Origin of the sequence: Bradyrhizobium sp. IC3195, assembly GCF_020193585.1 — a bacterium.
GTDB classification, from domain to species: Bacteria; Pseudomonadota; Alphaproteobacteria; order Rhizobiales; family Xanthobacteraceae; genus Bradyrhizobium; species Bradyrhizobium yuanmingense.
The window spans coordinates 189,697-211,424 of the sequence record NZ_JADYVG010000009.1 but is presented as its reverse complement, the minus strand read 5'-3'; the positions used below and the strand labels follow the sequence as shown (position 1 = coordinate 211,424).

Here is a 21,728-nt window from a genome sequence, read left to right as displayed (position 1 = left end):
TGCTGCGCATTGTCGCGTTTGCGAAACGAAGCCTTCGCAATCGCGTCAGCTTTGCTCGCTCTTGTTCTTCGCAGCGCGATCCGATGCGGCGGTGTCGCCACCGCCGACACTCATCCGATTGAGGGACAGCCTCATGCCCTGCGTCGGCGCCGGCGCGCGCTTGGAGCTGAGCGTGCGCGAATTCACGCCCATCCAGGAGATTTCTGACGACAGGCGGCCATATTCGATCTTGGGGCAGCGGTTCATGACCACCTTGATCCCGACTGATTCCGCTTTCGCGGCTGCCGCATCGTCGCGCGCGCCGAGCTGCATCCAGATCACCTTCGGCAGCGGGTCGAGCGTGAGCGCCTCCTCGACGACGGGCATGATGTGGCTGGAGTTGCGGAAGATGTCGACCATGTCGACGGGGCGGCCGATATCCGACAGTGATGCGACGAACGGCTTTCCGAGCAGCTCCTTGCCGACATGGCCGGGATTGACCGGGATCATGTCGTAGCCGCGCTGCATCAGGTATTTGAACGCGAAATAGCTCGGCCGCACATTGACCGGTGATGCCCCGACCATCGCGATCGATTTCACGCTGTTGAGGATGCCGCGGATGTAATTGTCGGGATAGGCGTCGTGGTTCATCACTTATCTTTTCTTGTTGGCGGGGGTCATTCATCCCGCCATGTCGGCGTGCGCTTCTCGATGAAGGCGCCGATGCCTTCCTCGGCGTCGCGCGCCATCATGTTCTCGGTCATCACCTCTGCGGCATAGCGATAGGCGTCTGCAAGGCTCATCTCGGCCTGGCGGTAGAAGGCCTCCTTGCCGAGCTTGATCGTGTAGGCGGATTTCAACGCGACCTGTTGCGCGAGCTCGATCGCGGCGCCGAGTTCGGTGCCGGCGGGAACGACACGGTTAACGAGCCCGATCTCGCGGGCGCGGTCGGCCGTGACAGGCTCGCCCGTCAGCAGCATCTCCATGGCCTGCTTGCGCGGGACGTTGCGCGACAGCGCCACCATCGGGGTCGAGCAGAACAGGCCGATATCGACGCCGGGTGTAGCGAACTTCGCCTCGTGCGATGCGATCGCAAGATCGCAGCTGGCGACGAGCTGGCAGCCGGCAGCGGTCGCGATGCCCTGGACGGCCGCGACCACGGGCTTCGGCAGATGCACGACCGCCTGCATCATCGCGCTGCAGGCCGTCATGATCTGCGCAAAATAAGCCCGACCCCGATCCGGATCGGTGCGGCGCGCGGTCAGTTCCTTTATGTCGTGGCCGGCGGAAAAAGCGGGGCCGTTGGCCGCGATGACGGCCGCGCGGATGTGCTTGTCTTCCGCGATTGCGTTGAGGCTCGCATGCAGCTGTCCGATCATCGCCTCGGAAAGGCTGTTGCGCGCGGCTGGTCGGTTCAGCGTGAGCACGGCGACGCTGCCGACGATCTCGCGCAGCAGGATCGGCGGTTGCGGGGAGGGGGCGCGGGCGGCCTGAACGGACATTGACGCGACTTCCGCTAGATGATTGCAATTGGATGACACCGATAACTTAATGTAACAGGGCAGGCGAAGCGAGGGTGGGGACGGCATGGCGTTAGCGAAAATGAGCGTGGCGGAGCTCGAGCGGTTCCTCCGTGACGAGTTTCCCCAGGCCTTCAGCGGTGACGACATCACGATCGAGAGCGCGGACGGCCAGACCAGCCTCTTGCGCCAGCGCTACAGCGAACGGATGTTGCGGCCCGGCGGAACCGTGTCCGGGCCGACGCTGATGGCGCTCGCGGATTTCGCGATGTACGTGGTGCTGCTGTCCGCGATCGGGCCGATCGGGCTCGCCGTCACCACCAATCTCAACATCAACTTCCTGCGCAAGGGCCAGCCCGGGCAGGACGTGCTGGCCGAGGCCCGGCTGCTCAAGCTCGGCAAGCGCCTTGCGGTCGGGGAGGTGAACCTCTTGTCCGGGACCTCACCCGATCCGATCGCCCATGTCACCTCGACCTATTCCATTCCAAACGTTTGAGCTTTTTTACAGGTAATATCGCACCATATTTTTAAGTTATTGAGTTTGCTTAGTTATTTTCGGCTCTGGGGCATTGACCGTTGCGCCGCTCTTCTCTAGAACCGCGCGCAGTCTGGTGCGGTGTTCGCGCCGATATCTCCCGTCCACGGAAACTCCGACATGAAAACCTTTTCGGCAAAGCCGGCTGAGGTGACGAAGAAGTGGGTGCTGATCGACGCCAAGGGTCTGGTCGTCGGCCGCCTCGCCACCATCGTCGCCATGCGCCTGCGCGGCAAGCACCTCCCGACCTACACCCCGCACGTCGATTGCGGCGACAACGTCATCATCATCAACGCGCAGCATGCGGTCCTCACCGGTCGCAAGCGCGAGCAGAAGACCTACTACAAGCACACCGGCTATGTCGGCCACGTCAAGGAGCGCACCGCGCGCCAGATCCTCGAAGGCCGTCATCCCGAGCGCGTGCTCGAGAAGGCCGTCGAGCGCATGATCCCGCGTGGTCCGCTCGGCCGCGTGCAGATGGGCAACCTCCGTGTCTACGGCGGCGCCGATCATCCGCACGAGGCGCAGCAGCCCGAGAAGATCGATATCGCCAAGTTGAACCGCAAGAACACGAGGGCCGCATAACATGGCCGAATCCATTCAGTCGCTCGACCAGCTCTCGCAGCTCAAGACGGCGGCCGCGCCCGAGGCGCCCAAGCACGAGAAGAAGGTCGACAAGTTCAACCGCGCTTACGCCACCGGCAAGCGCAAGGACGCGGTCGCCCGCGTCTGGATCAAACCGGGCGCCGGCAAGGTCACCGTCAACTCGCGCGAGGTCGAGGTCTATTTCGCCCGTCCCGTGCTGCGCATGATGATCGAGCAGCCGTTCTCCGTGGCCCAGCGTTCGGGCCAGTACGACGTGATCTGCACCGTCGCCGGCGGCGGCCTGTCCGGCCAGGCCGGCGCGGTCCGTCACGGCATCTCCAAGGCGCTCACCTATTTCGAGCCTGAGCTGCGCTCCGTGCTCAAGAAGGGCGGCTTCCTCACCCGCGACTCGCGCGTGGTCGAGCGCAAGAAGTACGGCAAGGCCAAGGCCCGCCGGTCCTTCCAGTTCTCGAAGCGTTAATCGCTTTTATCGCATTCGCCGCGAAAGCGGCTTCAATGAGATGCAAAAGGGCGCTGATTTCAGCGCCCTTTTTGTTGTTCGTTTGTATGCAAATTGATGGCGTGTTTCCCGAAAACTTAGGGACCGGCGAAAACCTGAATGGAACCCGCGAGACCTAGCGTCGCCTTCGGAAGGGCGCGCAAATCGGCTGGGCCGATCGCGTAACTGCTATGTTCTAGAGGGGGCCGACATGATGTCGCTCGATAGCATCACGCTCTATTTGGTCGCCACCATGGTCGCCGCACTGCTCGGCGCCATGATGGTATTTTTCGGCAAGCAGGAGAACAGCCCGGCGCTGAAATGGTGGGGCACCGCCTATCTGCTCGGCGCCGCCTCCGTCGCACTATGGACCGCGGCGGGCGACAGGCTGGGGCCGCACATTTACCTTGCATTGAACGCGGTCGGTTTCGTCGCCTGCGGCATGGTCTGGAACGCGGCGCGCGTCTTCCACGGCCGCAACCCGAACTGGCCGGGGCTCGTGCTCGGCGCGCTCGCCTGGGTCGCTGCTGCGACGCTGCTCGATCCCACGGCATCGATGCTGCGCATGCTCGTCGGTGCCGGCATCGTCTCGGTGTACGCGGCCCTGACGGCGAGCGAGCTCTGGACCGAACGGCGCAAGAGCGTGCAACGGCGCTGGCCCGCCTTCGTGATGCCGGTGATGCACGGCTGCGTGTTGATGCTGCCGATCCTGATCGGCAGCTTCCTGCGCCCGCATGATGCCGGCTTCTCCTCGAGCATCTGGGTCACCGTGTTCGCGGTCGAGCTCATACTCTATGCCGTCGGTACCGTGTTCGTGATCTTCATGCTGGTGTCGGAACGCACCGTCACCGCGCACCGGACGGCGGCATCGACCGATCCCTTGACCGGCATGCTCAACCGGCGCGGCTTCTCGGAGGCTTGTGCGCGCGTGATCGAGCGCGAGGCCAAGGCCGGGCGGCCGGTGACCGTGATGATCTTCGACATCGACCATTTCAAATCGATCAACGACCGCTTCGGCCATCCCGCCGGCGACGAGATGCTGAAGCTGTTCTCCACCGTCGTGGTCAGCAATTTGCGCATCTCCGACCTGTCGGGCCGCATCGGCGGCGAGGAGTTCGCCGCGCTATTGCCATGCTCACTGGAGGAGGGCGTGCTGGTCGCCGAGCGCGTGCGCGAGGCGTTCGAGACCTCCGGCGTCGTGGTCGACGAAGGTCCGGTCGATACCACCGTCAGCATCGGCGTTGCCGGAGGTCCGGCCGGCACCGAGCTGGAGGTGCTGCTGGCCTCGGCGGACACCGCGCTCTACCAGGCCAAGCGCGGCGGCCGCAACCGCGTCGAGGCGGCCGAGGAGCTGCCGCTGTCGCTGGAGAACTGGCGCCGCCAGAGCGCGGCGCGGACCGGCGCATCGCAGGCGCGTCCGGTCACCGCGTGAGCATGCAGGGCGGGCTTGCGGTAAATCTCTGTTTACCATTCGATCCCTACCATCGTGGTCATGGAATCGATCCGTCGACGGAATCCGCAAGCCGCCCTGATGTCGCTCGAAGCCGAAGCTGCCTCGGCCCGCGGCGGTTTCGCCTGTCTGTTCTCCACTGCGGACGAATACGAGAGCGCGCTGATCACCGAGCGTCGTGCGCAAGGCCGCTACACGCAGCAACGCAGCTACTGGCCGTTCGTGTTGTTCGCGGGTTGTGCGCTGATCGTCGCGGGCACGGTCCTGCTGTTCGCCTGACAGGCCTGCATTTCCAGACCGGGCAGGGCGCCGCTTCAGCGCCTTTTTCTTTGTCGCCATCTGCGGTAGACACGGCCATCAACAAAAAGGGTGGAAAGCCGATGATCACCGAGATCGCGCAAATTGACGTCAAGCCGGGCAGCGAGAAGGATTTTGAGGCCGCCGTTGCCAAGGCCAAGGCCGCTTTCGGCCGCTCCAAGGGCTTTCACGGCTTCGAGCTGCACAAGTCGATCGAGAAGCCGCAGCGTTACCGGCTGATGGTGAAATGGGCGACGCTGGAGAACCACACTGTGGACTTCCGCGGCTCGGAGAATTTCACGGAATGGCGCGGCCTGGTCGGCCAGTATTTTGCCGCGCCTCCCGAGGTCGAGCACACCGAGACCGTGCTGACGACCTGAGGCTTTATCTCGGGAGCATCATCTTATCGGAAAACCGCTCCACACTTTCCGCTAACGCGGTCCTCCAGGTCCGGATCATGCTCTAGGCCGCCTCCGCGAGAGGCGACGCCTCGTAGGTCTTGACATGGTCGATCATGACCTTGGCGATCGCGACCAGCGGGAGCGCCAGCGCCAGGCCCCAGATGCCGAACACGACGCCCAGCAGGATCTGGAACGCGAACAGCGTGGCCGGCGGGATGTCGAGTGCCTGGCGCTGCAGGATCGGCGTCAGCACGTAGCTTTCCATGGCGTGCACGCCCATGAACAGCAGAAATGCCGACAAAGCGGGAATCCAGCCGGAGGCGAGGCTCGCCAACACCACGATGACGCCGGCGATGATGGCTCCCACCGTGGGGATGAAGGCGAGCAGGCCCGCCTGGATTCCTAGGATGAACGCGCCGGGGATGCCGATGACGGCAAGTCCGATCCAGGTTACGACACCGACCGCGATCATGACGATGATCTGGGCGATCAGCCAGCGCTCGAGCGTTTCAGCAATACGGTCGATGACGATGGCGAAACGGGTACGGTGCCGCGCCGGTGCCAGGAACAGCAGGCCGTCATGATAGACGCTGGGCTGGGCGGCGAAGGCCAGGCCCAGGAACAGCACGATGAAGATGTTGCCGACGCCGTGAATGGTGCCGAGCAGCAGCTTGAGGGTCTGGCTCACGATCGCCCCGCCGCTGGAGGCGAGCGTGCCGGCACTGGGCAGCGGAGCGCGCGAAGGCGTTGCCGGCGCGGGCGTTGCCTCCGAGGAGGTGTTGGCGGCGGGGTCCGAGGCAGCGTTGCCGGGGTCGAAGAAGCTGGTGTCGATGCCGTGGCTCTCGAGCAGGGACCTGACATTGGTGATCTGCGACTTGATGGTCTTGCTCAGCAGCGAGGCCTGTTCGGCAATGGTGGCGCCGCCGAGATAGGCGACGCCCGCGAGCAGCAAAGCGAGCGCAACGCAGACGATTGCAAGCCGGATCGTGTGAGGCAGCTGGACCCGGCGGCCGAGCGCATTGACCAGAGCGTTGAGACCGAGGCCGAGCAGCATGCCGGTGAAGATCAGCAGCAGGGTGGCGGCAAAATACCAGGTGAAGGCGAGCAGCGCGGTGAACAGAACGACGCCGATGCCTCCGGCCGCGATCGCCCAGGCCTGATCCCGCGCGAGGTCGGCACGGGAGCGAGATCGTTCATCTGCGGGAAAGGTCACATCGTATCCTGTCTTTGGTGGCTGCAATGGGGGCACTCTTTCGACAATCACGCTTCCGATCAAGAGCAGGGCTATCGCAGATCACTTTTGGCGGAGGCCTGCGCGCACGCCTCGTCCTTCGAGACGGCGCTTACGCGCCTCCTCAGGATGAGGCTAATCTGGATCAGTGCCTGTTGAAACTGTAGCCACGCACTCCGCCCTCATCCTGAGGAGCCCGCCTAAAGCGGGCGTCTCGAAGGATGACTGCAGGGAAAAGCCCCGATAGCCCCGCGATCAAGAGCGGCAACGCGCCGGTTTGACGCTGCCGCGCGAACGGTGCAGAGCGGTGGCGAAAAGGAAGTGAGGAGCGCTTGGGCGTTATCAGCAAGTGGGCCGGTCTGCTCGGGCTGTTGGCTTTGCTCGTCGGCGGCGACCAGATCCGGATCAACCGGCCGGACCACAAATACCGCCTAACGGTCGAGGTGACGACGCCCGCCGGGATCAAGACCGGGTCGGCCATTCTCGCTGTCGTGCCCGATCGCAACTATAACCGCAGCGGCCGCACCACGACGCGCGGGGAGGCCGTGTTCGTCGATCTCGGCCAAGGCAAGAACATCGTGGTCTTGCTGGCGCACCAGCAGGGCGCCAAGCTCGACCTCGACGACATCAACTATGTGGCGCTCCGCGCCTATGGCGCCGCGCGCGGCAACCGGGTGTCGTTCAAGGACATGAGCCGGCAGTCCGGCGTTGTCCCGGTGCAAGGGGAGCTCACCCCCGTGCTCGTGAGCTTTGGCGATCTCGGGGATCCCAACACCGCGCGCCTTGTCGCCAGCGACAAGGCAGAGGCAATCCTGGGCGAGGGCTATGCGATCCGCGGCTTCTCCGCCGAGGTGGTGCCCAACGGGTTCTGGCCGATCGACTTCGGAGGCGTGCTCGGGGAGCCCGTGACGCGCGGAATCGAGGCCAAGCTTCCCTGGCTGACCGCGCCGGGCGAGACAGCGGCAATTGCGCTGAGGGCCGCGGGTCTGCCCGTGGAGGGCGGGTTGGACGCCCGGGAGGCATTTGCGCGAAAATAGCATTGCCGTCCCGCGATCCCCTCTGTTGAATTTGTTCCATCGGAGGGGCATCTTTGGGGAATCTTCTTATCGGGAGGCGCGGAACGACAGATGAGAAAGCCGGTCGTCGGCGTGATCGGGAATTCCTATCGCGTCGAGAATCGATTTCAGGTCCAGATGGTTGGCGAGCGAAACCTGCGCGCCGTGGCCGAAGTCTCCGGCGGCTTGCCGTTGATGTTCGCTGGAGCCCCCGACATCACGGATATCCCGGCGCTGCTCGATACCGTTGACGGCATCATCTTGACCGGGGCCCGGGCCAACGTTCACCCAACCCGCTTCAACGTCGATCCCTGCGAGAAGCACGAACCCTACGACATCCACCGCGACGAAGTTGCGCTGGCCCTGTCGGTCGCCTGCGTCGCCCGCGGCATTCCGCTGTTCGGCATTTGCCGCGGCCTGCAGGAGATGAACGTCGCCTTCGGCGGCTCGCTGCATCCCGAGATCCGCGAGATCCCCGGCCGCATGAACCACCGCATGCCCCGGCTCGAGAACGGCGAGATCCATCCCGATCCGACGGTGGTGTTCGCCGACCGCCACGACGTCGAGCTGACGCCCGGCGGCGCCTTCGCCACGATTCTCGGCTGCGAGAAGATCCGGGTCAATTCGCTGCACGGACAGGGCATTCTCGATCCCGGCAAGCGCGTGCTGATCGAAGGCATCGCCGAGGACGGCACCATCGAGGCGATCCGCATCGCGGAAGCCCCGAGCTTTGCCCTCGGCGTGCAATGGCACGCGGAGTACGACCCGCAGCACAATCCGATCAACCGCAAGCTGTTCGAGGCCTTTGGCGAGGCGCTGGTGACAAGGCAGAAGGCGGAGGCGTAGCCGCGGTCGTGTCCCGGACCAGCTGCAACGCGGAGCGTTGCGGCGCAGAGCCGGGAATCCAGCTTCTGCCACGTTGCGCACTCGGGTTGGCCTGAGTAGGGCGGATTAGCCGAAGGCGTAATCCGCCATCTTTAGTTCATGGGGCAGCTGCAATGCCGCCGTGCATTTGTTCCAGGTGGCTGCTGGTTCTTCACGGTCAATCTTCATGATCGTAGGCAGCGGCTGCTCGTCGAGCACATCGCAGCGCTGCGCGCGGCCGTTGCAGCGACCCGTCGGGACTATTCGTTCACTATCGATGCGTTTGTCGTGCTTCCGGACCACCTTCATGCGGTCTGGACGCTTCGCCGCGGCGATGCCGACTTTTCGATGCGGTGGAGATTGATCAAAATGCGCTTCGCGAAGTCCCTGCCGAAGACAGAGCCTTTAACCGCTGTACAGATCGCAAGACGGGAGCGTGGCGTATGGCAGAACCGGTTCTGGGAGCACCTCATCCGCGACGAAACCGACTATGCACGCCATATCGAGTATTGCTACATCAACCCAGTCAAGCACGGATATGTGACCCGCGTGTTGGATTGGCCGCATTCGTCATTTTACCGAGATGTCGAGGCCGGACTGTTTCCGGCGGATTGGCAGGAGATAGCAACGCGGATGGTAACTTTGGCGAACGTGCGTGAGCGTCGCACGCAGTAGGCGGATTACGCCTTCGGCTAATCCGCCCTACGAGGACTGTTTATCCAAGGTGCATCCCGAATTTCCGACGGAGTAAACCAATCAGTAGGAATTGCTCCGTCCTGGTTTTTGCGGCTCTGATTTGTTCTTCGAGAACGAATTGGAGTCAGATGCAGAACGAAAGCTGATGGCCGCTCCGTGGCGCAGGATTTCTCTACCGTGTTAAATCGTAGATGCGCTCAGGCTGTGCCCAGCGAGAGCGCCGCGACCGGACTGCGTCCATCGGTCATGCCACCGGCACCAGCCTCACACCGCCCGCTCCATCCGTCGCGCACGATAGGATTGCGTGACATCAGTGTCAGCTTGCGGAAGCTGCTCTCATCCTCATAGCCGGCAGCGCGCGCGATCGTCTTGATCGGCTGCGTCGTCGATTCCAGCGGGGTGCGCGCGTGCTCGACACGGCTGCGCATGATGAAGGATTGCGGCGGCTCGTGCGTGAGTCCTGGAATTTTCGGTTCAACGTACGCTCGCCGAGGCCGAGCGCGTCGGCGATCCTGCATGGGCATTCCCATTGCGTTGCACAATCGCAATGTTGATCTCCACGCGCAGCATTGAGGTTCATGAGAACAATACCATATGCTCTGCAAGGGAGCCCGTGCCGTGCAGACCATGAAGGCGGCCCTCGTTGCGGCGATCACCGTCGTGGCTTTGAGCTGCTGCCTCCTTCCCAGCTCAGCGGAGGAGAGCAAGCGCGTAGCCCTTGTTGTTTCGATCGACGGGGCGATTGGCCCGGCGTCAGCCAGCTACGTGCGGGAGGCTTTGGCCATGGCGAGCGAGCGGCGCGCCGAGGTCGTGCTTCTGAGGATGAACACGCCCGGCGGGCTCAATTCCAGCATGCGCGAGATCATCGCTGATGTGCTCGCCTCGCCCGTCCCTGTCATTGGCTACGTCGCTCCCTCCGGGGCCCACGCGGCGAGTGCGGGGACCTATATCCTTTACGCGACCCACATCGCGGCGATGGCACCAGGTACCAACATCGGTGCGGCGACGCCGGTCCAGATTGGCGGGCCGCTGCCGGGCCTGCCGAGCGGCACACCCGACAAGGATGGCAAAGACAAGAAGGATGAGCCGAAGGACGCGATTACGGCGAAGGCCACGAACGATGCCGTCGCCTTCATCCGAAGCCTCGCCGAGCTGCGCAACCGCAATGCGGAGTGGGCGGAGAGGGCGGTCCGCGAGGCCGCAACACTCTCCGCCAACGGCGCGCTGGAGGCACATGCCATCGATCTCGTCGCGCGCGATCAGGCTGAATTGCTGCGGCAGGTTGATGGCCGTGTGGTGGAGCTCGCAGGCGGCAAGACGCAACGCCTCGCAACAAAGGATGCTGTCGTCGAAGCCATCGAGCCCGGACAGATATCCCGGTTCCTGGCGGTCATCACCAACCCGAACGTGGCGTTCATTCTCCTGATGGTCGGCATCTACGGCCTGATCTTCGAGTTCATGTCTCCCGGAGCCGTCGCCCCCGGAGTTATCGGCGCGATCTGCCTGCTGATCGGCCTCTACGCGCTCAATTTGCTGCCGATCAACTATGCCGGCCTCGCCCTGATGCTGGTGGGACTCGTGCTTCTCACCGTCGAAGCCTTCAACCCGACCGTGGTGGTCGGCTTCGGCGGGATCATCGCTTTCGTGCTGGGAGCAATGATGCTCTTCAGGAGCGAGGCGCCTGGATACCAACTGTCGTGGTGGGTGATCGGCACCACTGCGGTCGTGTTCAGCGGCTTTGCTCTGATCGTGCTTGGCTCACTTCGGCGCGCCCGCAAAGCTCCTGCGCTGGTCGGCGCACAGGCCATGCGCGGCTTACCCGCCGAGGTTCTCGACTGGAACGGGAACGAAGGTCATGTCTTCGCCCATGGTGAGCGTTGGCAGGCGCGCGGCGCCGAAACCTTCAAGCCCGGAGAGACGGTGGAGGTCGCCAATGTCGTCGACCTGACGCTGCTGATACGCCGCACACCCGCCCGGACAGGCGAGGGAGGTACATCATGACGCTGGAATATCTGACGTATGCGGCGCTTGCGCTGCTTGTCATCGTGTTTCTATCCCAGGCCATTCGAATCCTGCGCGAATACGAGCGCGGCGTCGTCTTCACGCTCGGCCGCTTTACCGGTGTGAAGGGCCCGGGCCTGATACTCCTCATCCCGATCGTGCAGCAACTCGTCAAGGTCGATCTGCGGGTGATGGTGCAGGTGGTGCCGCCGCAGGACGTGATTTCGCGGGACAACGTCTCCGTCAAGGTCAACGCCGTCCTGTACTTCCGCATCGTCGACCCCGAGCGCGCCATCATCAAGGTCGGCGACTACATGGCGGCGACCAGCCAGCTCGCCCAGACCACGTTGCGTTCGGTGCTCGGCAAGCATGAGCTCGACGAGATGCTTGCCGAGCGCGACAGGTTGAACGCCGATATCCAGGAGATTCTCGACAAGCAGACTGACGTCTGGGGCATCAAGGTCACCGGCATAGAGATCAAGGACGTCGATATCAACGAAACCATGGTTCGCGCGATTGCCAAACAGGCTGAGGCGGAGCGCTTGCGGCGAGCCAAGGTAATCAATGCGATGGGCGAGCAGCAGGCCGCCGAAAAGCTCGTCGAAGCCGGCCGGATCCTGGCGCAGGAGCCTCAGGCAATGCAGCTACGTTACTTCGCAGCTCTGCACGACATCGCCGGTGAACGCTCGTCGACCGTGGTGTTTCCGCTCCCCACCGGCCTGCTCGACCATTTGATGCCGCGACCTGACAACCCCTAACAGAAAGCGGCGAGGTGCTGATCGCGAGCGGGCGCCACGGCTCCGGCCGAGCTGCAGCGGGCGTTCACGGCGACGTGGTAGCGGTCGAGACCCCTCAAACGAAAAGGCGCCTCCTTCCGGAAGCGCCTTTTGCTTGTCGCGGATAGTTCGGACCGCTTAGCCCGAATAGTACATGTCGAACTCAACCGGGTGCGGGGTCATCTCGAAGCGCTCAACCTCGGTCATCTTCAGCTCGATATAGGCGTCGATGAAGTCGTCGTCGAACACGCCGCCGGCCTTGAGGAAGGCGCGGTCCTTGTCGAGGTTTTCGAGCGCCTCGCGAAGCGAGCCGCACACGGTCGGGATCTGCTTCAGCTCTTCCTTCGGCAGATCGTAGAGGTCCTTGTCCATGGCCGGACCCGGATCCATCTTGTTCTTGATGCCGTCGAGGCCGGCCATCAGCATCGCGGCGAAACCGAGATAGGGATTGGCGAGCGGATCGGGGAAGCGCACCTCGACGCGCTTGGCCTTCGGCGAAGCGGTGTAGGGGATGCGGCACGACGCCGAGCGGTTGCGCGCGGAATAGGCGAGCAGCACGGGGGCTTCATAGCCCGGGACCAGACGCTTGTAGGAGTTGGTCGACGGGTTGGTGAAGGCGTTGATCGCCTTGGCGTGCTTGATGATGCCGCCGATATAGTGGAGGCAGGTCTCCGACAGGTCGGCGTACTTGTTGCCGGCGAACACCGGCTTGCCGTCCTTCCAGATCGACTGGTGCACGTGCATGCCCGAGCCGTTGTCGCCGTAGACCGGCTTCGGCATGAAGGTGGCGGTCTTGCCGTAGATGTGCGCGACCTGGTGGATGCAGTATTTGTAGATCTGGATGTGGTCGGCCATCAGCGTCAGCGTGTCGAACTTCATGCCGAGCTCGTGCTGGGCGGAAGCGACCTCGTGGTGATGCTTCTCGACCTTGACGCCCATCTTGGCCATGGCGCCCAGCATCTCCGAGCGCATGTCCTGCACCGAGTCCTGCGGCGGCACCGGGAAATAGCCGCCCTTGGTGCGGACGCGGTGGCCGAGATTGCCGCCTTCATATTCGGTGTCGGAGTTGGTCGGCAGCTCCGAGGAGTCGAGGCGGAAACCGGTGTTGTAGGGGGTGGAGGAGAAGCGCACGTCGTCGAACACGAAGAACTCGGCTTCGGGGCCGACGAACACGGCGTCGCCCACGCCCATCGACTTCACCATCGCCTCGGCCTTCTTGGCGATGCCGCGGGGGTCGCGGTTGTAGGGCTCGCCGGTGGTCGGCTCGAGCACGTCGCAGGTGATGACCATGGTGGTCTCGGCGAAGAACGGGTCGATCGTCGCGGTCACCGGATCGGGCATCAGGCACATGTCGGACTCGTTGATCGCCTTCCAGCCGGCAATCGAGGAGCCGTCGAACATCGTCCCTTCGGCGAAGATGTCTTCATCGATCATGCTGACGTCGAACGTGACGTGCTGCCACTTGCCGCGCGGATCGGTGAAGCGCAGGTCGACGTACTTCACGTCGTTGTCCTTGATCGATTTCAGGACGTCTTTGGCGGTCTTCATGCATACCCCTTATGGCTCTGCGGGTCGGTTTTCAGGTGAGCAAGATTGTTCTCGCTTTTGGCGAGTTCGCGCGCGACCGCACAAACGAAATCAGGCCGCCGAAGCAGCCTTATTTCTTGTCAGAGTGTCGCAAAATGCGGGATAGCACCCGGTTCAGATAGCGTCCAGCCCGGATTCGCCGGTTCGGATGCGGATCGCCTCTTCGATGTTGGAGACGAAAATCTTGCCGTCGCCGATGCGGCCGGTCTGCGCGGCGCGGCGGATCGCGTCGATGGCGCGCTCGACCAGATCGTCGCCGATCACGATCTCGATTTTGACCTTCGGCAGGAAGTCGACGATGTATTCTGCGCCGCGGTAAAGTTCGGCGTGACCCTTCTGCCGGCCAAAGCCCTTGGCCTCGGTGACGGTGATGCCCTGCAGACCGACTTCTTGAAGCGCTTCCTTCACCTCGTCGAGCTTGAATGGCTTGATGATGGCTTCGATTTTCTTCACTGCGCGACTCCCGGCCTTTCGATCCAATAGCAACGTCTTCGTCAGGACGCGCATTTCTCAACGCACGATCTTGTCTTCTCTGTGCCGGGATCCCTGACCCGTCCGGCAACAACGGCCGGCCACGCCCTTCAAGATGTCAGTGAGCACGACGAACCGAAGCGGCTTCCTCGAAAGCAGGGTCTATGCCAAGTTGCAAATGCCCTGATTATCGGAGCGTTATCAGCCTTTTAACGAGCATCTCTGAGTGATGGTGCCGACCTGCACAAAATACCGAAGACCGCAAAATAGGCAAACGGTTCAATATATGTGCATTTCGACGTTCCCACCGCCGGATCGGCGCAAAAGATGCCTGTTCAAGAGGCGTTTGTACTAGGAAGTGGCATGGAAGTTCTGACCAACGCCGAAATGCAGCGAGCCGACCAGCTTGCCATCGCGGCCGGCACGCCCGGTTTCAAGCTGATGCTCAGCGCCGGCCAGGCGGTCGCCGAGGCCGCCCATGCGCTGGTGGAGGAGGGGCCGATCCTGATCGTCGCCGGCCCCGGCAACAATGGCGGGGACGGTTTCGTGGCCGCGGCCGAGCTCGCCGCGCAGGGGCGCGAGGTTTCGGTGATCCTGATGTGCGAGCGGGACCAGCTCCAGGGCGATGCCGCCTCGGCCGCGCGCGGCTGGAAGCACCCGGTGCTGCCGTTCAACCCGCAGGCGATCGGCAGGCCTGCGCTGATCATCGATGCGCTGTTCGGCGCCGGCCTCAGCCGCACCGTGGATGGCGAAGCGCGCGCCATGATCGAGGCGATCAACGCCAACGGTGCCGCGGTGCTGGCGGTCGACCTGCCGAGCGGCATCAACGGCACCAGCGCGGCCGTGATGGGCGTGGCGGTGAACGCCACCGAGACCGTCACCTTCTTCCGCAAGAAGCCGGCGCATCTGCTGTTGCCCGGGCGCATGCATTGCGGCCGTGTGCGCGCTGCCGACATCGGCATCGATGCGCAGGTGCTGGAGGAGATCGCGCCGCAGACCTTCGAGAACGATCCGGATCTCTGGGGCGCGGCGTTTCCGGTGCCGCGCATCGATGGCCACAAATATGCGCGCGGTCACGTGCTCGCGGTCTCGGGCGACGCAGCCGCGACCGGCGCGGCACGGCTCGCCGCGCGCGGCGCGCTGCGCGCCGGCGCGGGCCTCGTGACGCTGGCGAGCCCGCGCGATGCGCTCGCGATCAATGCTGCCGCGCTCACCGCGGTGATGGTGCGCCCCGTCGATACCGCGGTCGAGTTCGGCGAGCTGCTCGGCGACAAACGCTACAACACCTGCATCATCGGCCCCGGTGCGGGCATCGGTGAGCGCACCTGCGATCTCGTCCACACCGCGCTTACCGCGCAGCGGCATCTGGTGCTCGATGCGGATGCGCTGACCAGCTTTGCCGCAACCCCCGAGCGCCTGTTCGAATCGATCAAGTCCTCGCAGGACAATGCGGTGGTGCTGACCCCGCACGAAGGCGAGTTTCCGCGCCTGTTCTCCGACCTCAGCAACAAGCATCCCGGCCGCTCCAAGCTCGAGCGCGTCCGCGCCGCCGCCGAGCGCTGCGGCGCCGTCGTGCTGCTGAAGGGCCCGGACACCACAATCGCCGCCCCCGACGGCCGCGCCACCATCGCCGCCAATGCGCCGCCCTGGCTCGCCACGGCCGGCGCCGGCGACGTGCTGTCCGGGATCATCGCCGGGCTCCTGGCGCAAGGCGTGCCGGCGTTCGAGGCCGCCAGCATCGGCGTCTGGATGCATGGCGAGGCGGGAAGCGAAGCTGGGCCGGGCCTGATCGCGGAGGATCTGACCGAGACGCTGCCGGCCGTGCACCGGCGGATCTATGACGCGCTGGGCATCGAATACTGAACGTTCACTCCACCCCGTACCAGCGCACCAGCCGCGGCGCGGCCCAGTCGGTCACGACGGATTCGATCAGCCAGCGTCCGGGCGAGGTCGCGGCGAACGCGATGCGCTGGGTCTGGCCAGGCTCGATCGCGAGCGTGTCGAGCCAATAGGGCTTCCAGCCGTCGTCGAGCTTGTCGAGCAGCCGGAAATGGTGGCCGTGCAGGTGAAACACGGTGGTGACCGGGGCGGGGTTCTGCAGCGCCAGCACCACGGTGCGGCCGGTCTTGGCGCGGAAGGCAGGGGCGGAGGCGGTGGAGAAGGTCGCGGGCCGTGCCCAGCCGGCATCGGCCGTACCGAGCGCGACATCGAACCGCAGGGCGCCTCTCAGCTCGAGCTTCTCGGGCAGATCATTCGGCGGGAGCGGTTGGGGCGGCGGCAGCGGAGCGCGCTCCAGCTTCCCGGAGACAGTCAGGTGTCCGACCTGGCGCACCGCCTTGCCGTCATGCAGCATAAACGGGGCCGAACTGGCCGCATCCACGAAGGCGTCGGCCCGCGCACCCGGGGCCAGCACCAACGCGCCGTTGCGCGCGGGGAACGGCTCGGCCGGCTGGCCGTCGAGGGCCATCACGCGGACTTCGTGGTTTTCCAATTTGATTGCGAGAACAGAGCGTTGCGAGCCGTTGATGAAGCGTAGCCGCAGCCGCTCGCCCGCCGAAGCTGAGAGTTCGAATGAAGTCTTGCCGTTGATTGTGTAAAGCGGCGTCGTGTCCTTCGGGTCCTGGCCCGGCGGGACCGCGGTGCCATCCGGCCGCAGGCGCCATTCCTGGATCAGCAGGAGCTCATCACGATCGACGGCGACCGGGCCGGTTTCGGCCACGATGATCGGAAGCGCGCGTGCGGGCTGCTGCAGGCGGTGCTCGAAGAGGCGGAAGTCGGCCAGCAGGGTGCCTGCATTAGGCACTGAAATAATTGTTGTTTCTGTCGCATCCGGCGCTGCCGGGGCGCGGCCGCGGAGCGGGTCGGCGGCCATCGGCGCGTGGAGGCTGTACCAGACTGGCGCAATCGGCACAGGGAGGTTGTTGCTGAAGACCACCTGGCAGCGGTCGAAACGCTTGAGACGCACGTCTCTGAGGTGGCTTACGGCGGCCAGCTCCCAGATTGGTGTAGCCGGCTGACCCGGTCTCAAAGCCAGCGTTGCCGGTCTCGCCTGCAGCGCGAGCTGGGCCGTGACGGATGGGCCTGCACCGCCCACGATCAGCCCGGCTGCCGAGGCCCCTAAGCCGGCCAAAACCTCGCGCCGATGGGGAGCATGGATCCGCGTTGTCATGGCACGATCCGGACCACGCCGTGCTGGATAAGTCCAGCCGCAGTGCCTACTTGAAGCTTGCCTCCATCAGGCCATTTTTTTGCTGCGAACAGTCAGGCACATGCTATAAGCCCGGCCGCCCGCGGCATCGCGGCCGGTCTTGATGCGAATTCACGCGGGCGTGGCGGAACTGGTAGACGCGCTGGATTTAGGTTCCAGTGACGAAAGTTGTGGGGGTTCGAGTCCCTCCGCCCGCACCAAGCGCTTATCGCGTTTGCACGGATTACGAGGCCTGCTTCCGCGCGGATGATCGTCCGTCAGGAAGCAGGTCCGATGAACCACCGGTGTGGAGGCGTTTGCCTCGCGCCGGATCGATTAATGACAGCGTCCCGACGCGCGACGTGCCGGGGCCGAACGAAAAGAAGATTGGACGCCATGCAGGTCACAGAAACCCTCTCGGAAGGTTTGAAGCACGAGTTCAAGATCAGCGTTCCCGCGTCTGATCTCGACGCCAAGGCCGGCGCCAAGCTCGTCGACCTCAAGGACAAGGTCCGTATCAACGGCTTCCGTCCGGGCAAGGTGCCGGTCTCGCATCTGAAGAAGGTCTATGGTCGCTCGGTGATGGCCGAGACCATCGACCAGACCATCCGCGACACCAACACGCAGCTGTTCTCCGAGCGCGGCTTTCGCCTTGCGACCGAGCCGAAAATCACCATGCCTAGCGAGCAGGCCGAGGTCGAGGAACTGCTGAGCGGCAAGACGGATTTGACCTACACGGTCGCCATCGAAGTAGTGCCGGCGATCGCGCTCGCCGACTTCAAGAGCTTCCAGGTCGAGAAGCCAGTTGCTGATGTCACCGACGCCGATGTCGACGAGGCGATCAAGCGCATTGCCGATTCCAACCGCACCTATGCCGCCAAGGGCGAGGGCACCAAGGCTGAGTCGGGCGACCGCGTTACCATCAACTTCACGGGCCGCATCAACGGCGAAATCTTCGAAGGCGGCACCGGCGAGGGCATCCAGGTCCTGATCGGCTCCAACACCTTCATTCCGGGCTTCGAGGAGCAGCTCATCGGCATCGGCGCGGGTGAGACGCGCACGCTGAAGGTGTCCTTTCCGAAGAACTACATGAACGACAAGCTCGCCGGGCAGCCGGCCGAGTTCGAGACCACCGCGACCCTGATCGAGGCGCCGCAGGACCTTGCGATCGACGACGAGTTCGCCAAGTCGCTCGGCCTGGAATCGCTGGACAAGCTCAAAGAGGCCGCGCGCGAGCGCCTCGTTGCCGAGTTCGCCACCGCCACGCGCCAGCGCGTCAAGCGCGCGCTGCTCGACCGCCTCGACGAGGCGCATCGCTTCGAGGCGCCGCCCTCGCTGGTGGACGAGGAGTTCAATCTGATGTGGAACTCGGTCAAGGCCGAGATGGACTCCGCCGGCAAGACCTTTGCCGACGAGGACACCACCGAGGACAAGGCGAAGGAGGAGTACCGCAAGATCGCCGATCGCCGCGTGCGGCTCGGCCTCGTGCTCTCCGAGATCGGCGAGAAGAACAAGATCACGGTGACCGACGACGAGGTCGGCCGCGCCGTGATCGAGCGCGCGCGCTCGATGCCCGGCCGCGAAAAGGAGGTCTGGGACTTCTACCGCAACAACGCCCAGGCGTTGGCCCAGCTTCGTGCACCGATCTACGAGGACAAGGTGGTCGACTTCATCCTCGAGCTCGCCAACGTGACCGAGAAGAAGGTTTCGCGCGAGGACCTCTACAAGGACGACGAAGCGGAAAAGACCGCGGCCTGAAGGGTTTGAGATAGTCCGCTATTAAGGATGATGAGCGAAGAGGCCCAGCTAGCCAGGTGGCCGGCTGGGCCTCTTTGTGCGAATCAGCTTCAACTGCCCCACGGATTAAGCCTTAATGCGCTGCGCACTTGTCAGAAGCGAAATGGGCTATATCTGTCGCTACGACTTTCTGCTTCTTACCCAAGTTCCTGCATCACAGGACGTCCATTCGCCTTCCGGCAAATCCAGCCAAGCTGGCAAGCCAGCCCGGCGATGTCCGTCTCCGAAACCCTAGGTGACTCATGCGCGATCCGGTTGAAACCTACATGAACCTCGTGCCCATGGTGGTCGAGCAGACCAACCGTGGCGAGCGCGCCTACGACATTTTCTCGCGCCTTTTGAAGGAGCGCATCATCTTCGTGACCGGCCCGGTCGAGGACGGCATGTCGACGCTGATCGTCGCGCAGCTCCTGTTCCTCGAGGCGGAAAATCCGAAGAAGGAAATCTCGATGTACATCAACTCGCCGGGCGGCGTGGTGACGTCGGGCCTTGCGATCTACGACACCATGCAGTTCATCCGCCCGCCGGTCTCGACCCTGTGCACCGGTCAGGCGGCTTCGATGGGCTCGCTGCTGCTTTGCGCCGGCGAGAAGGACATGCGCTTCTCGCTGCCGAACGCGCGCATCATGGTGCACCAGCCCTCCGGCGGCTTCCAGGGCCAGGCAACCGACATCATGCTGCACGCCCAGGAGATCCTGAACCTGAAGAAGCGGCTCAACGAGATCTACGTCAAGCACACCGGCCAGACCTACAAGTCGATCGAGGATGCGCTGGAACGCGATAAGTTCCTCACTGCGAACGACGCCAAGGAGTTCGGCTTGGTCGACAAGGTGATCGATAAGCGCGCCGAGGAGCCGGCGCCGGCGAAGGCCCCGTAGCACTACTGAGGCGTCACGACGAGCCCTCGGTTTGCCGTGGACCCGTCAGGGCGGCGTTCACGTTAGGTGCGCGTGCGCACGGCGCAAAACGCGGTTTTGCGCCCTGCGACAAGCAGAAAGTTCCGCTTTCGTGCTTGTTTTTCGTGGCAATCCAGCAACGCCGGGGTGTTTTCCATCACTTCGCCCGTGCCAAGACCGGAAATCACGGTATTGTCACGGGTAGCCGGCGACCCCCGATTAGCGAATTCTTGATAGTCGGGTGACAGCATGGTTGGCTACGATTGATCGGCTATGATCGCGGGAGAATCGAACCACCGTGATTCGCACGGAATGTAGTAAAGCGTAGGGTCTTTTTTGGTACGGAATTTGCTCTACTTAAGCTTCATGCCGACCATCGTGTCGGAATGGAGCGATCGAGCGGAACGGGATCGAACCGCGGACGGAGACATGAATGAGTAAGGTCGGCACGAGCGACTCCAAGAACACGCTATATTGCTCGTTCTGCGGCAAGAGCCAGCACGAAGTCCGCAAACTGATCGCGGGTCCCACGGTCTTCATCTGCGACGAGTGCGTCGAGCTCTGCATGGACATCATCCGCGAGGAGAACAAATCCTCGCTGGTCAAGTCGCGCGACGGTATTCCGACGCCGAAGGAAATCTGCAAGGTGCTGGACGACTACGTCATCGGCCAGAGCCATGCGAAGAAGGTCCTGTCGGTCGCGGTGCACAACCACTACAAGCGCCTCAACCATCAGACCAAGCACAACGACGTCGAGCTCGCGAAGTCGAACATCCTGCTGATCGGTCCGACCGGCTCGGGCAAGACGCTGCTCGCGCAGACGCTCGCCCGCATCCTGGACGTGCCGTTCACGATGGCCGATGCGACGACGCTGACCGAAGCCGGCTATGTCGGCGAGGACGTCGAGAACATCATCCTGAAGCTGCTCCAGGCCGCCGACTACAACGTCGAGCGCGCCCAGCGCGGCATCGTCTACATCGACGAAATCGACAAGATCAGCCGCAAGTCCGACAACCCCTCGATCACGCGCGACGTGTCGGGTGAGGGCGTGCAGCAGGCGCTGCTCAAGATCATGGAAGGCACGGTGGCTTCGGTCCCGCCGCAGGGCGGCCGCAAGCATCCGCAGCAGGAGTTCCTGCAGGTGGATACCACCAACATCCTGTTCATCTGCGGCGGCGCCTTTGCCGGCCTCGAGAAGATCATCTCGGCGCGCGGTCGGTCGACCTCGATCGGCTTCGGCGCCCAAGTGCTCGCGCCGGAGGATCGCCGGACCGGCGAGATCTTCCGTCACGTCGAGCCTGAGGACCTCCTGAAGTACGGCCTCATCCCCGAGTTCGTCGGCCGTCTGCCCGTCGTGGCGACGCTTGAGGATCTCGACGAGACCTCGCTGAAGAAGATCCTGACGGAGCCGAAGAACGCGCTGGTGAAACAGTACCAGCGGCTGTTCGAAATGGAGAACATCGAGCTGACTTTCGCCGACGAGGCGCTTGGCGCGGTTGCCCGCAAGGCGATCGAGCGCAAGACCGGCGCGCGAGGCCTGCGTTCGATCCTCGAGGCGATCCTGCTCGAGACCATGTTCGACCTGCCGGGCCTGGAAGGTGTGGAAGAAGTCGTGATTTCCCGCGAAGTCGTGGAAGGCACGGCGCGTCCGCTGTACATCTATGCCGATCGGTCCGATCGTGCCGTCGAGAACGCCAGCGCCTGATCTGACGGCGCTGGAAAGCTCCAATCGTCTCCTCGAGTTGGCTGCGGAGCCGTGGTTCCGCAGCCGGTGTTGCGTCGCTTGCCGCGTTGCGTAAGCGCCTGATGGCGCGCGTTTTTCAATGACTTGACACCCCCCGGGTCGATAGCCACCTAATGTCGGCGGCGAGCGAAAATTCTCTTCAAGATTCGCCTCAGTT

At 63.7% G+C, this 21,728-nt stretch carries 22 protein-coding genes, 1 tRNA gene and 1 pseudogene; 16 read left to right on the top strand and 8 right to left on the bottom strand.

Going from position 1 to position 21,728, the window contains the following annotated elements; all coding sequences use genetic code 11:
- Nucleotides 1-45 precede the first annotated feature (45 nt).
- Entirely contained in the window at nt 46-630 is a 585-nt protein-coding gene (locus I6F09_RS19720; RefSeq protein ID WP_036010322.1) for a CoA-binding protein, read from the bottom strand.
- 26 nt (nt 631-656) lie between these two features.
- Entirely contained in the window at nt 657-1,481 is an 825-nt protein-coding gene (locus I6F09_RS19715; protein ID WP_225188834.1) for an enoyl-CoA hydratase, read from the bottom strand.
- Between the two features lie 85 nt (nt 1,482-1,566).
- Here I6F09_RS19715 and I6F09_RS19710 point away from each other — a divergent pair, with 85 nt between their 5' ends.
- From I6F09_RS19710 to I6F09_RS19685, 6 genes are all read left to right on the top strand, one after another.
- Nucleotides 1,567-1,995, top strand: coding sequence for a PaaI family thioesterase (locus I6F09_RS19710; RefSeq protein ID WP_024341189.1), 429 nt, complete (start codon nt 1,567-1,569; stop codon nt 1,993-1,995).
- Nucleotides 1,996-2,154: 159 nt separating this feature from the next.
- The gene (gene rplM, locus I6F09_RS19705) at nt 2,155-2,619 is read left to right on the top strand and encodes a 50S ribosomal protein L13 (protein ID WP_018642440.1); all 465 of its coding nucleotides are present in this window, start codon (nt 2,155-2,157) and stop codon (nt 2,617-2,619) included.
- 1 nt (nt 2,620) lies between these two features.
- Nucleotides 2,621-3,100 (top strand): 30S ribosomal protein S9, encoded by a 480-nt coding sequence (gene rpsI / locus I6F09_RS19700; RefSeq protein WP_018642439.1) that lies wholly within the window; start codon nt 2,621-2,623, stop codon nt 3,098-3,100.
- Between the two features lie 229 nt (nt 3,101-3,329).
- Nucleotides 3,330-4,550, top strand: coding sequence for a GGDEF domain-containing protein (locus tag I6F09_RS19695; RefSeq protein WP_036025401.1), 1,221 nt, complete (start codon nt 3,330-3,332; stop codon nt 4,548-4,550).
- 60 nt (nt 4,551-4,610) lie between these two features.
- Nucleotides 4,611-4,847, top strand: a complete 237-nt coding sequence (locus I6F09_RS19690) for a hypothetical protein (protein ID WP_036010312.1) — start codon at nt 4,611-4,613, stop codon at nt 4,845-4,847.
- Nucleotides 4,848-4,948: 101 nt separating this feature from the next.
- Nucleotides 4,949-5,245 carry an antibiotic biosynthesis monooxygenase family protein gene (locus tag I6F09_RS19685; RefSeq protein WP_025036647.1) on the top strand — a complete coding sequence of 99 codons (297 nt, stop codon included), beginning with the start codon at nt 4,949-4,951 and terminating at the stop codon, nt 5,243-5,245.
- Nucleotides 5,246-5,327: 82 nt separating this feature from the next.
- Here I6F09_RS19685 and I6F09_RS19680 read toward each other — a convergent pair whose 3' ends face one another.
- Nucleotides 5,328-6,479 (bottom strand): AI-2E family transporter, encoded by a 1,152-nt coding sequence (locus I6F09_RS19680; protein WP_225188833.1) that lies wholly within the window; start codon nt 6,477-6,479, stop codon nt 5,328-5,330.
- 350 nt (nt 6,480-6,829) lie between these two features.
- Between I6F09_RS19680 and I6F09_RS19675 the strand changes: the two genes are divergently transcribed.
- The 3 genes and pseudogenes from I6F09_RS19675 to I6F09_RS19665 all read left to right on the top strand — a co-directional run bounded on the left by I6F09_RS19675 (nt 6,830) and on the right by I6F09_RS19665 (nt 9,075).
- Nucleotides 6,830-7,534, top strand: coding sequence for a hypothetical protein (locus I6F09_RS19675; protein ID WP_225125148.1), 705 nt, complete (start codon nt 6,830-6,832; stop codon nt 7,532-7,534).
- Between the two features lie 90 nt (nt 7,535-7,624).
- Nucleotides 7,625-8,398 carry a gamma-glutamyl-gamma-aminobutyrate hydrolase family protein gene (locus I6F09_RS19670; protein ID WP_036025392.1) on the top strand — a complete coding sequence of 258 codons (774 nt, stop codon included), beginning with the start codon at nt 7,625-7,627 and terminating at the stop codon, nt 8,396-8,398.
- A 138-nt stretch (nt 8,399-8,536) separates the two neighbouring features.
- Nucleotides 8,537-9,075, top strand: a pseudogene (locus I6F09_RS19665) (transposase).
- 234 nt (nt 9,076-9,309) lie between these two features.
- Here I6F09_RS19665 and I6F09_RS19660 read toward each other — a convergent pair.
- A complete protein-coding gene (locus I6F09_RS19660) occupies nt 9,310-9,540 on the bottom strand; it encodes a hypothetical protein (RefSeq protein WP_225133801.1) in 231 nt (76 codons plus the stop codon).
- 190 nt (nt 9,541-9,730) lie between these two features.
- Between I6F09_RS19660 and I6F09_RS19655 the strand changes: the two genes are divergently transcribed.
- Both I6F09_RS19655 and I6F09_RS19650 read left to right on the top strand, forming a co-directional pair.
- Nucleotides 9,731-11,113, top strand: coding sequence for a nodulation protein NfeD (locus tag I6F09_RS19655; protein ID WP_225188831.1), 1,383 nt, complete (start codon nt 9,731-9,733; stop codon nt 11,111-11,113).
- Complete coding sequence (locus tag I6F09_RS19650) at nt 11,110-11,871, top strand: slipin family protein (RefSeq protein WP_036010294.1); 762 nt, start codon at nt 11,110-11,112, stop codon at nt 11,869-11,871. Before I6F09_RS19655 ends, I6F09_RS19650 begins: the two co-directional genes overlap by 4 nt.
- Before the next feature lie 156 nt (nt 11,872-12,027).
- Here the strand turns inward: I6F09_RS19650 and glnA are convergent, their stop codons facing one another.
- Together glnA and I6F09_RS19640 are read right to left on the bottom strand one after the other, a co-directional pair.
- On the bottom strand, nt 12,028-13,437 hold the full coding sequence (glnA, locus tag I6F09_RS19645; protein ID WP_036010292.1) for a type I glutamate--ammonia ligase: 1,410 nt from the start codon (nt 13,435-13,437) through the stop codon (nt 12,028-12,030).
- A gap of 153 nt (nt 13,438-13,590) precedes the next feature.
- A complete protein-coding gene (locus I6F09_RS19640; protein ID WP_007603495.1) occupies nt 13,591-13,929 on the bottom strand; it encodes a P-II family nitrogen regulator in 339 nt (112 codons plus the stop codon).
- A gap of 381 nt (nt 13,930-14,310) precedes the next feature.
- Between I6F09_RS19640 and I6F09_RS19635 the strand changes: the two genes are divergently transcribed.
- Nucleotides 14,311-15,810 (top strand): NAD(P)H-hydrate dehydratase, encoded by a 1,500-nt coding sequence (locus I6F09_RS19635; RefSeq protein WP_225188830.1) that lies wholly within the window; start codon nt 14,311-14,313, stop codon nt 15,808-15,810.
- A 4-nt stretch (nt 15,811-15,814) separates the two neighbouring features.
- Here I6F09_RS19635 and I6F09_RS19630 read toward each other — a convergent pair whose 3' ends face one another.
- Complete coding sequence (locus I6F09_RS19630) at nt 15,815-17,116, bottom strand: multicopper oxidase domain-containing protein (protein WP_225188829.1); 1,302 nt, start codon at nt 17,114-17,116, stop codon at nt 15,815-15,817.
- Nucleotides 17,117-17,270: 154 nt separating this feature from the next.
- Between I6F09_RS19630 and I6F09_RS19625 the strand changes: the two genes are divergently transcribed.
- The 3 genes from I6F09_RS19625 to I6F09_RS19615 all read left to right on the top strand — a co-directional run bounded on the left by I6F09_RS19625 (nt 17,271) and on the right by I6F09_RS19615 (nt 19,809).
- Nucleotides 17,271-17,355 (top strand) — tRNA-Leu (locus I6F09_RS19625).
- A 175-nt stretch (nt 17,356-17,530) separates the two neighbouring features.
- A complete protein-coding gene (gene tig / locus I6F09_RS19620) occupies nt 17,531-18,892 on the top strand; it encodes a trigger factor (RefSeq protein WP_225188828.1) in 1,362 nt (453 codons plus the stop codon).
- Nucleotides 18,893-19,173: 281 nt separating this feature from the next.
- Nucleotides 19,174-19,809 carry an ATP-dependent Clp protease proteolytic subunit gene (locus I6F09_RS19615; RefSeq protein WP_025036638.1) on the top strand — a complete coding sequence of 212 codons (636 nt, stop codon included), beginning with the start codon at nt 19,174-19,176 and terminating at the stop codon, nt 19,807-19,809.
- Nucleotides 19,810-19,871: 62 nt separating this feature from the next.
- Here the strand turns inward: I6F09_RS19615 and I6F09_RS19610 are convergent, their stop codons facing one another.
- Nucleotides 19,872-20,078, bottom strand: a complete 207-nt coding sequence (locus I6F09_RS19610; protein WP_141697650.1) for a hypothetical protein — start codon at nt 20,076-20,078, stop codon at nt 19,872-19,874.
- A gap of 182 nt (nt 20,079-20,260) precedes the next feature.
- Between I6F09_RS19610 and clpX the strand changes: the two genes are divergently transcribed.
- Entirely contained in the window at nt 20,261-21,532 is a 1,272-nt protein-coding gene (gene clpX, locus I6F09_RS19605; RefSeq protein ID WP_008547851.1) for an ATP-dependent Clp protease ATP-binding subunit ClpX, read from the top strand.
- Nucleotides 21,533-21,728: the final 196 nt, after the last annotated feature.

What these genes read in the sequence shown, in the direction of transcription:
- I6F09_RS19720 (WP_036010322.1), bottom strand. Translation starts at nt 630, where the DNA reads ATGAACCACGACGCCTATCCCGACAATTACATCCGCGGCATCCTCAAC.
- I6F09_RS19715 (WP_225188834.1), bottom strand. Translation starts at nt 1,481, where the DNA reads ATGTCCGTTCAGGCCGCCCGCGCCCCCTCCCCGCAACCGCCGATCCTG.
- I6F09_RS19710 (WP_024341189.1), top strand. Translation starts at nt 1,567, where the DNA reads ATGGCGTTAGCGAAAATGAGCGTGGCGGAGCTCGAGCGGTTCCTCCGT.
- rplM (WP_018642440.1), top strand. Translation starts at nt 2,155, where the DNA reads ATGAAAACCTTTTCGGCAAAGCCGGCTGAGGTGACGAAGAAGTGGGTG.
- rpsI (WP_018642439.1), top strand. Translation starts at nt 2,621, where the DNA reads ATGGCCGAATCCATTCAGTCGCTCGACCAGCTCTCGCAGCTCAAGACG.
- I6F09_RS19695 (WP_036025401.1), top strand. Translation starts at nt 3,330, where the DNA reads ATGATGTCGCTCGATAGCATCACGCTCTATTTGGTCGCCACCATGGTC.
- I6F09_RS19690 (WP_036010312.1), top strand. Translation starts at nt 4,611, where the DNA reads ATGGAATCGATCCGTCGACGGAATCCGCAAGCCGCCCTGATGTCGCTC.
- I6F09_RS19685 (WP_025036647.1), top strand. Translation starts at nt 4,949, where the DNA reads ATGATCACCGAGATCGCGCAAATTGACGTCAAGCCGGGCAGCGAGAAG.
- I6F09_RS19670 (WP_036025392.1), top strand. Translation starts at nt 7,625, where the DNA reads ATGAGAAAGCCGGTCGTCGGCGTGATCGGGAATTCCTATCGCGTCGAG.
- I6F09_RS19660 (WP_225133801.1), bottom strand. Translation starts at nt 9,540, where the DNA reads ATGCGCAGCCGTGTCGAGCACGCGCGCACCCCGCTGGAATCGACGACG.
- I6F09_RS19650 (WP_036010294.1), top strand. Translation starts at nt 11,110, where the DNA reads ATGACGCTGGAATATCTGACGTATGCGGCGCTTGCGCTGCTTGTCATC.
- glnA (WP_036010292.1), bottom strand. Translation starts at nt 13,437, where the DNA reads ATGAAGACCGCCAAAGACGTCCTGAAATCGATCAAGGACAACGACGTG.
- I6F09_RS19635 (WP_225188830.1), top strand. Translation starts at nt 14,311, where the DNA reads ATGGAAGTTCTGACCAACGCCGAAATGCAGCGAGCCGACCAGCTTGCC.
- I6F09_RS19630 (WP_225188829.1), bottom strand. Translation starts at nt 17,116, where the DNA reads ATGACAACGCGGATCCATGCTCCCCATCGGCGCGAGGTTTTGGCCGGC.
- tig (WP_225188828.1), top strand. Translation starts at nt 17,531, where the DNA reads ATGCAGGTCACAGAAACCCTCTCGGAAGGTTTGAAGCACGAGTTCAAG.
- I6F09_RS19615 (WP_025036638.1), top strand. Translation starts at nt 19,174, where the DNA reads ATGCGCGATCCGGTTGAAACCTACATGAACCTCGTGCCCATGGTGGTC.
- I6F09_RS19610 (WP_141697650.1), bottom strand. Translation starts at nt 20,078, where the DNA reads ATGCTGTCACCCGACTATCAAGAATTCGCTAATCGGGGGTCGCCGGCT.
- clpX (WP_008547851.1), top strand. Translation starts at nt 20,261, where the DNA reads ATGAGTAAGGTCGGCACGAGCGACTCCAAGAACACGCTATATTGCTCG.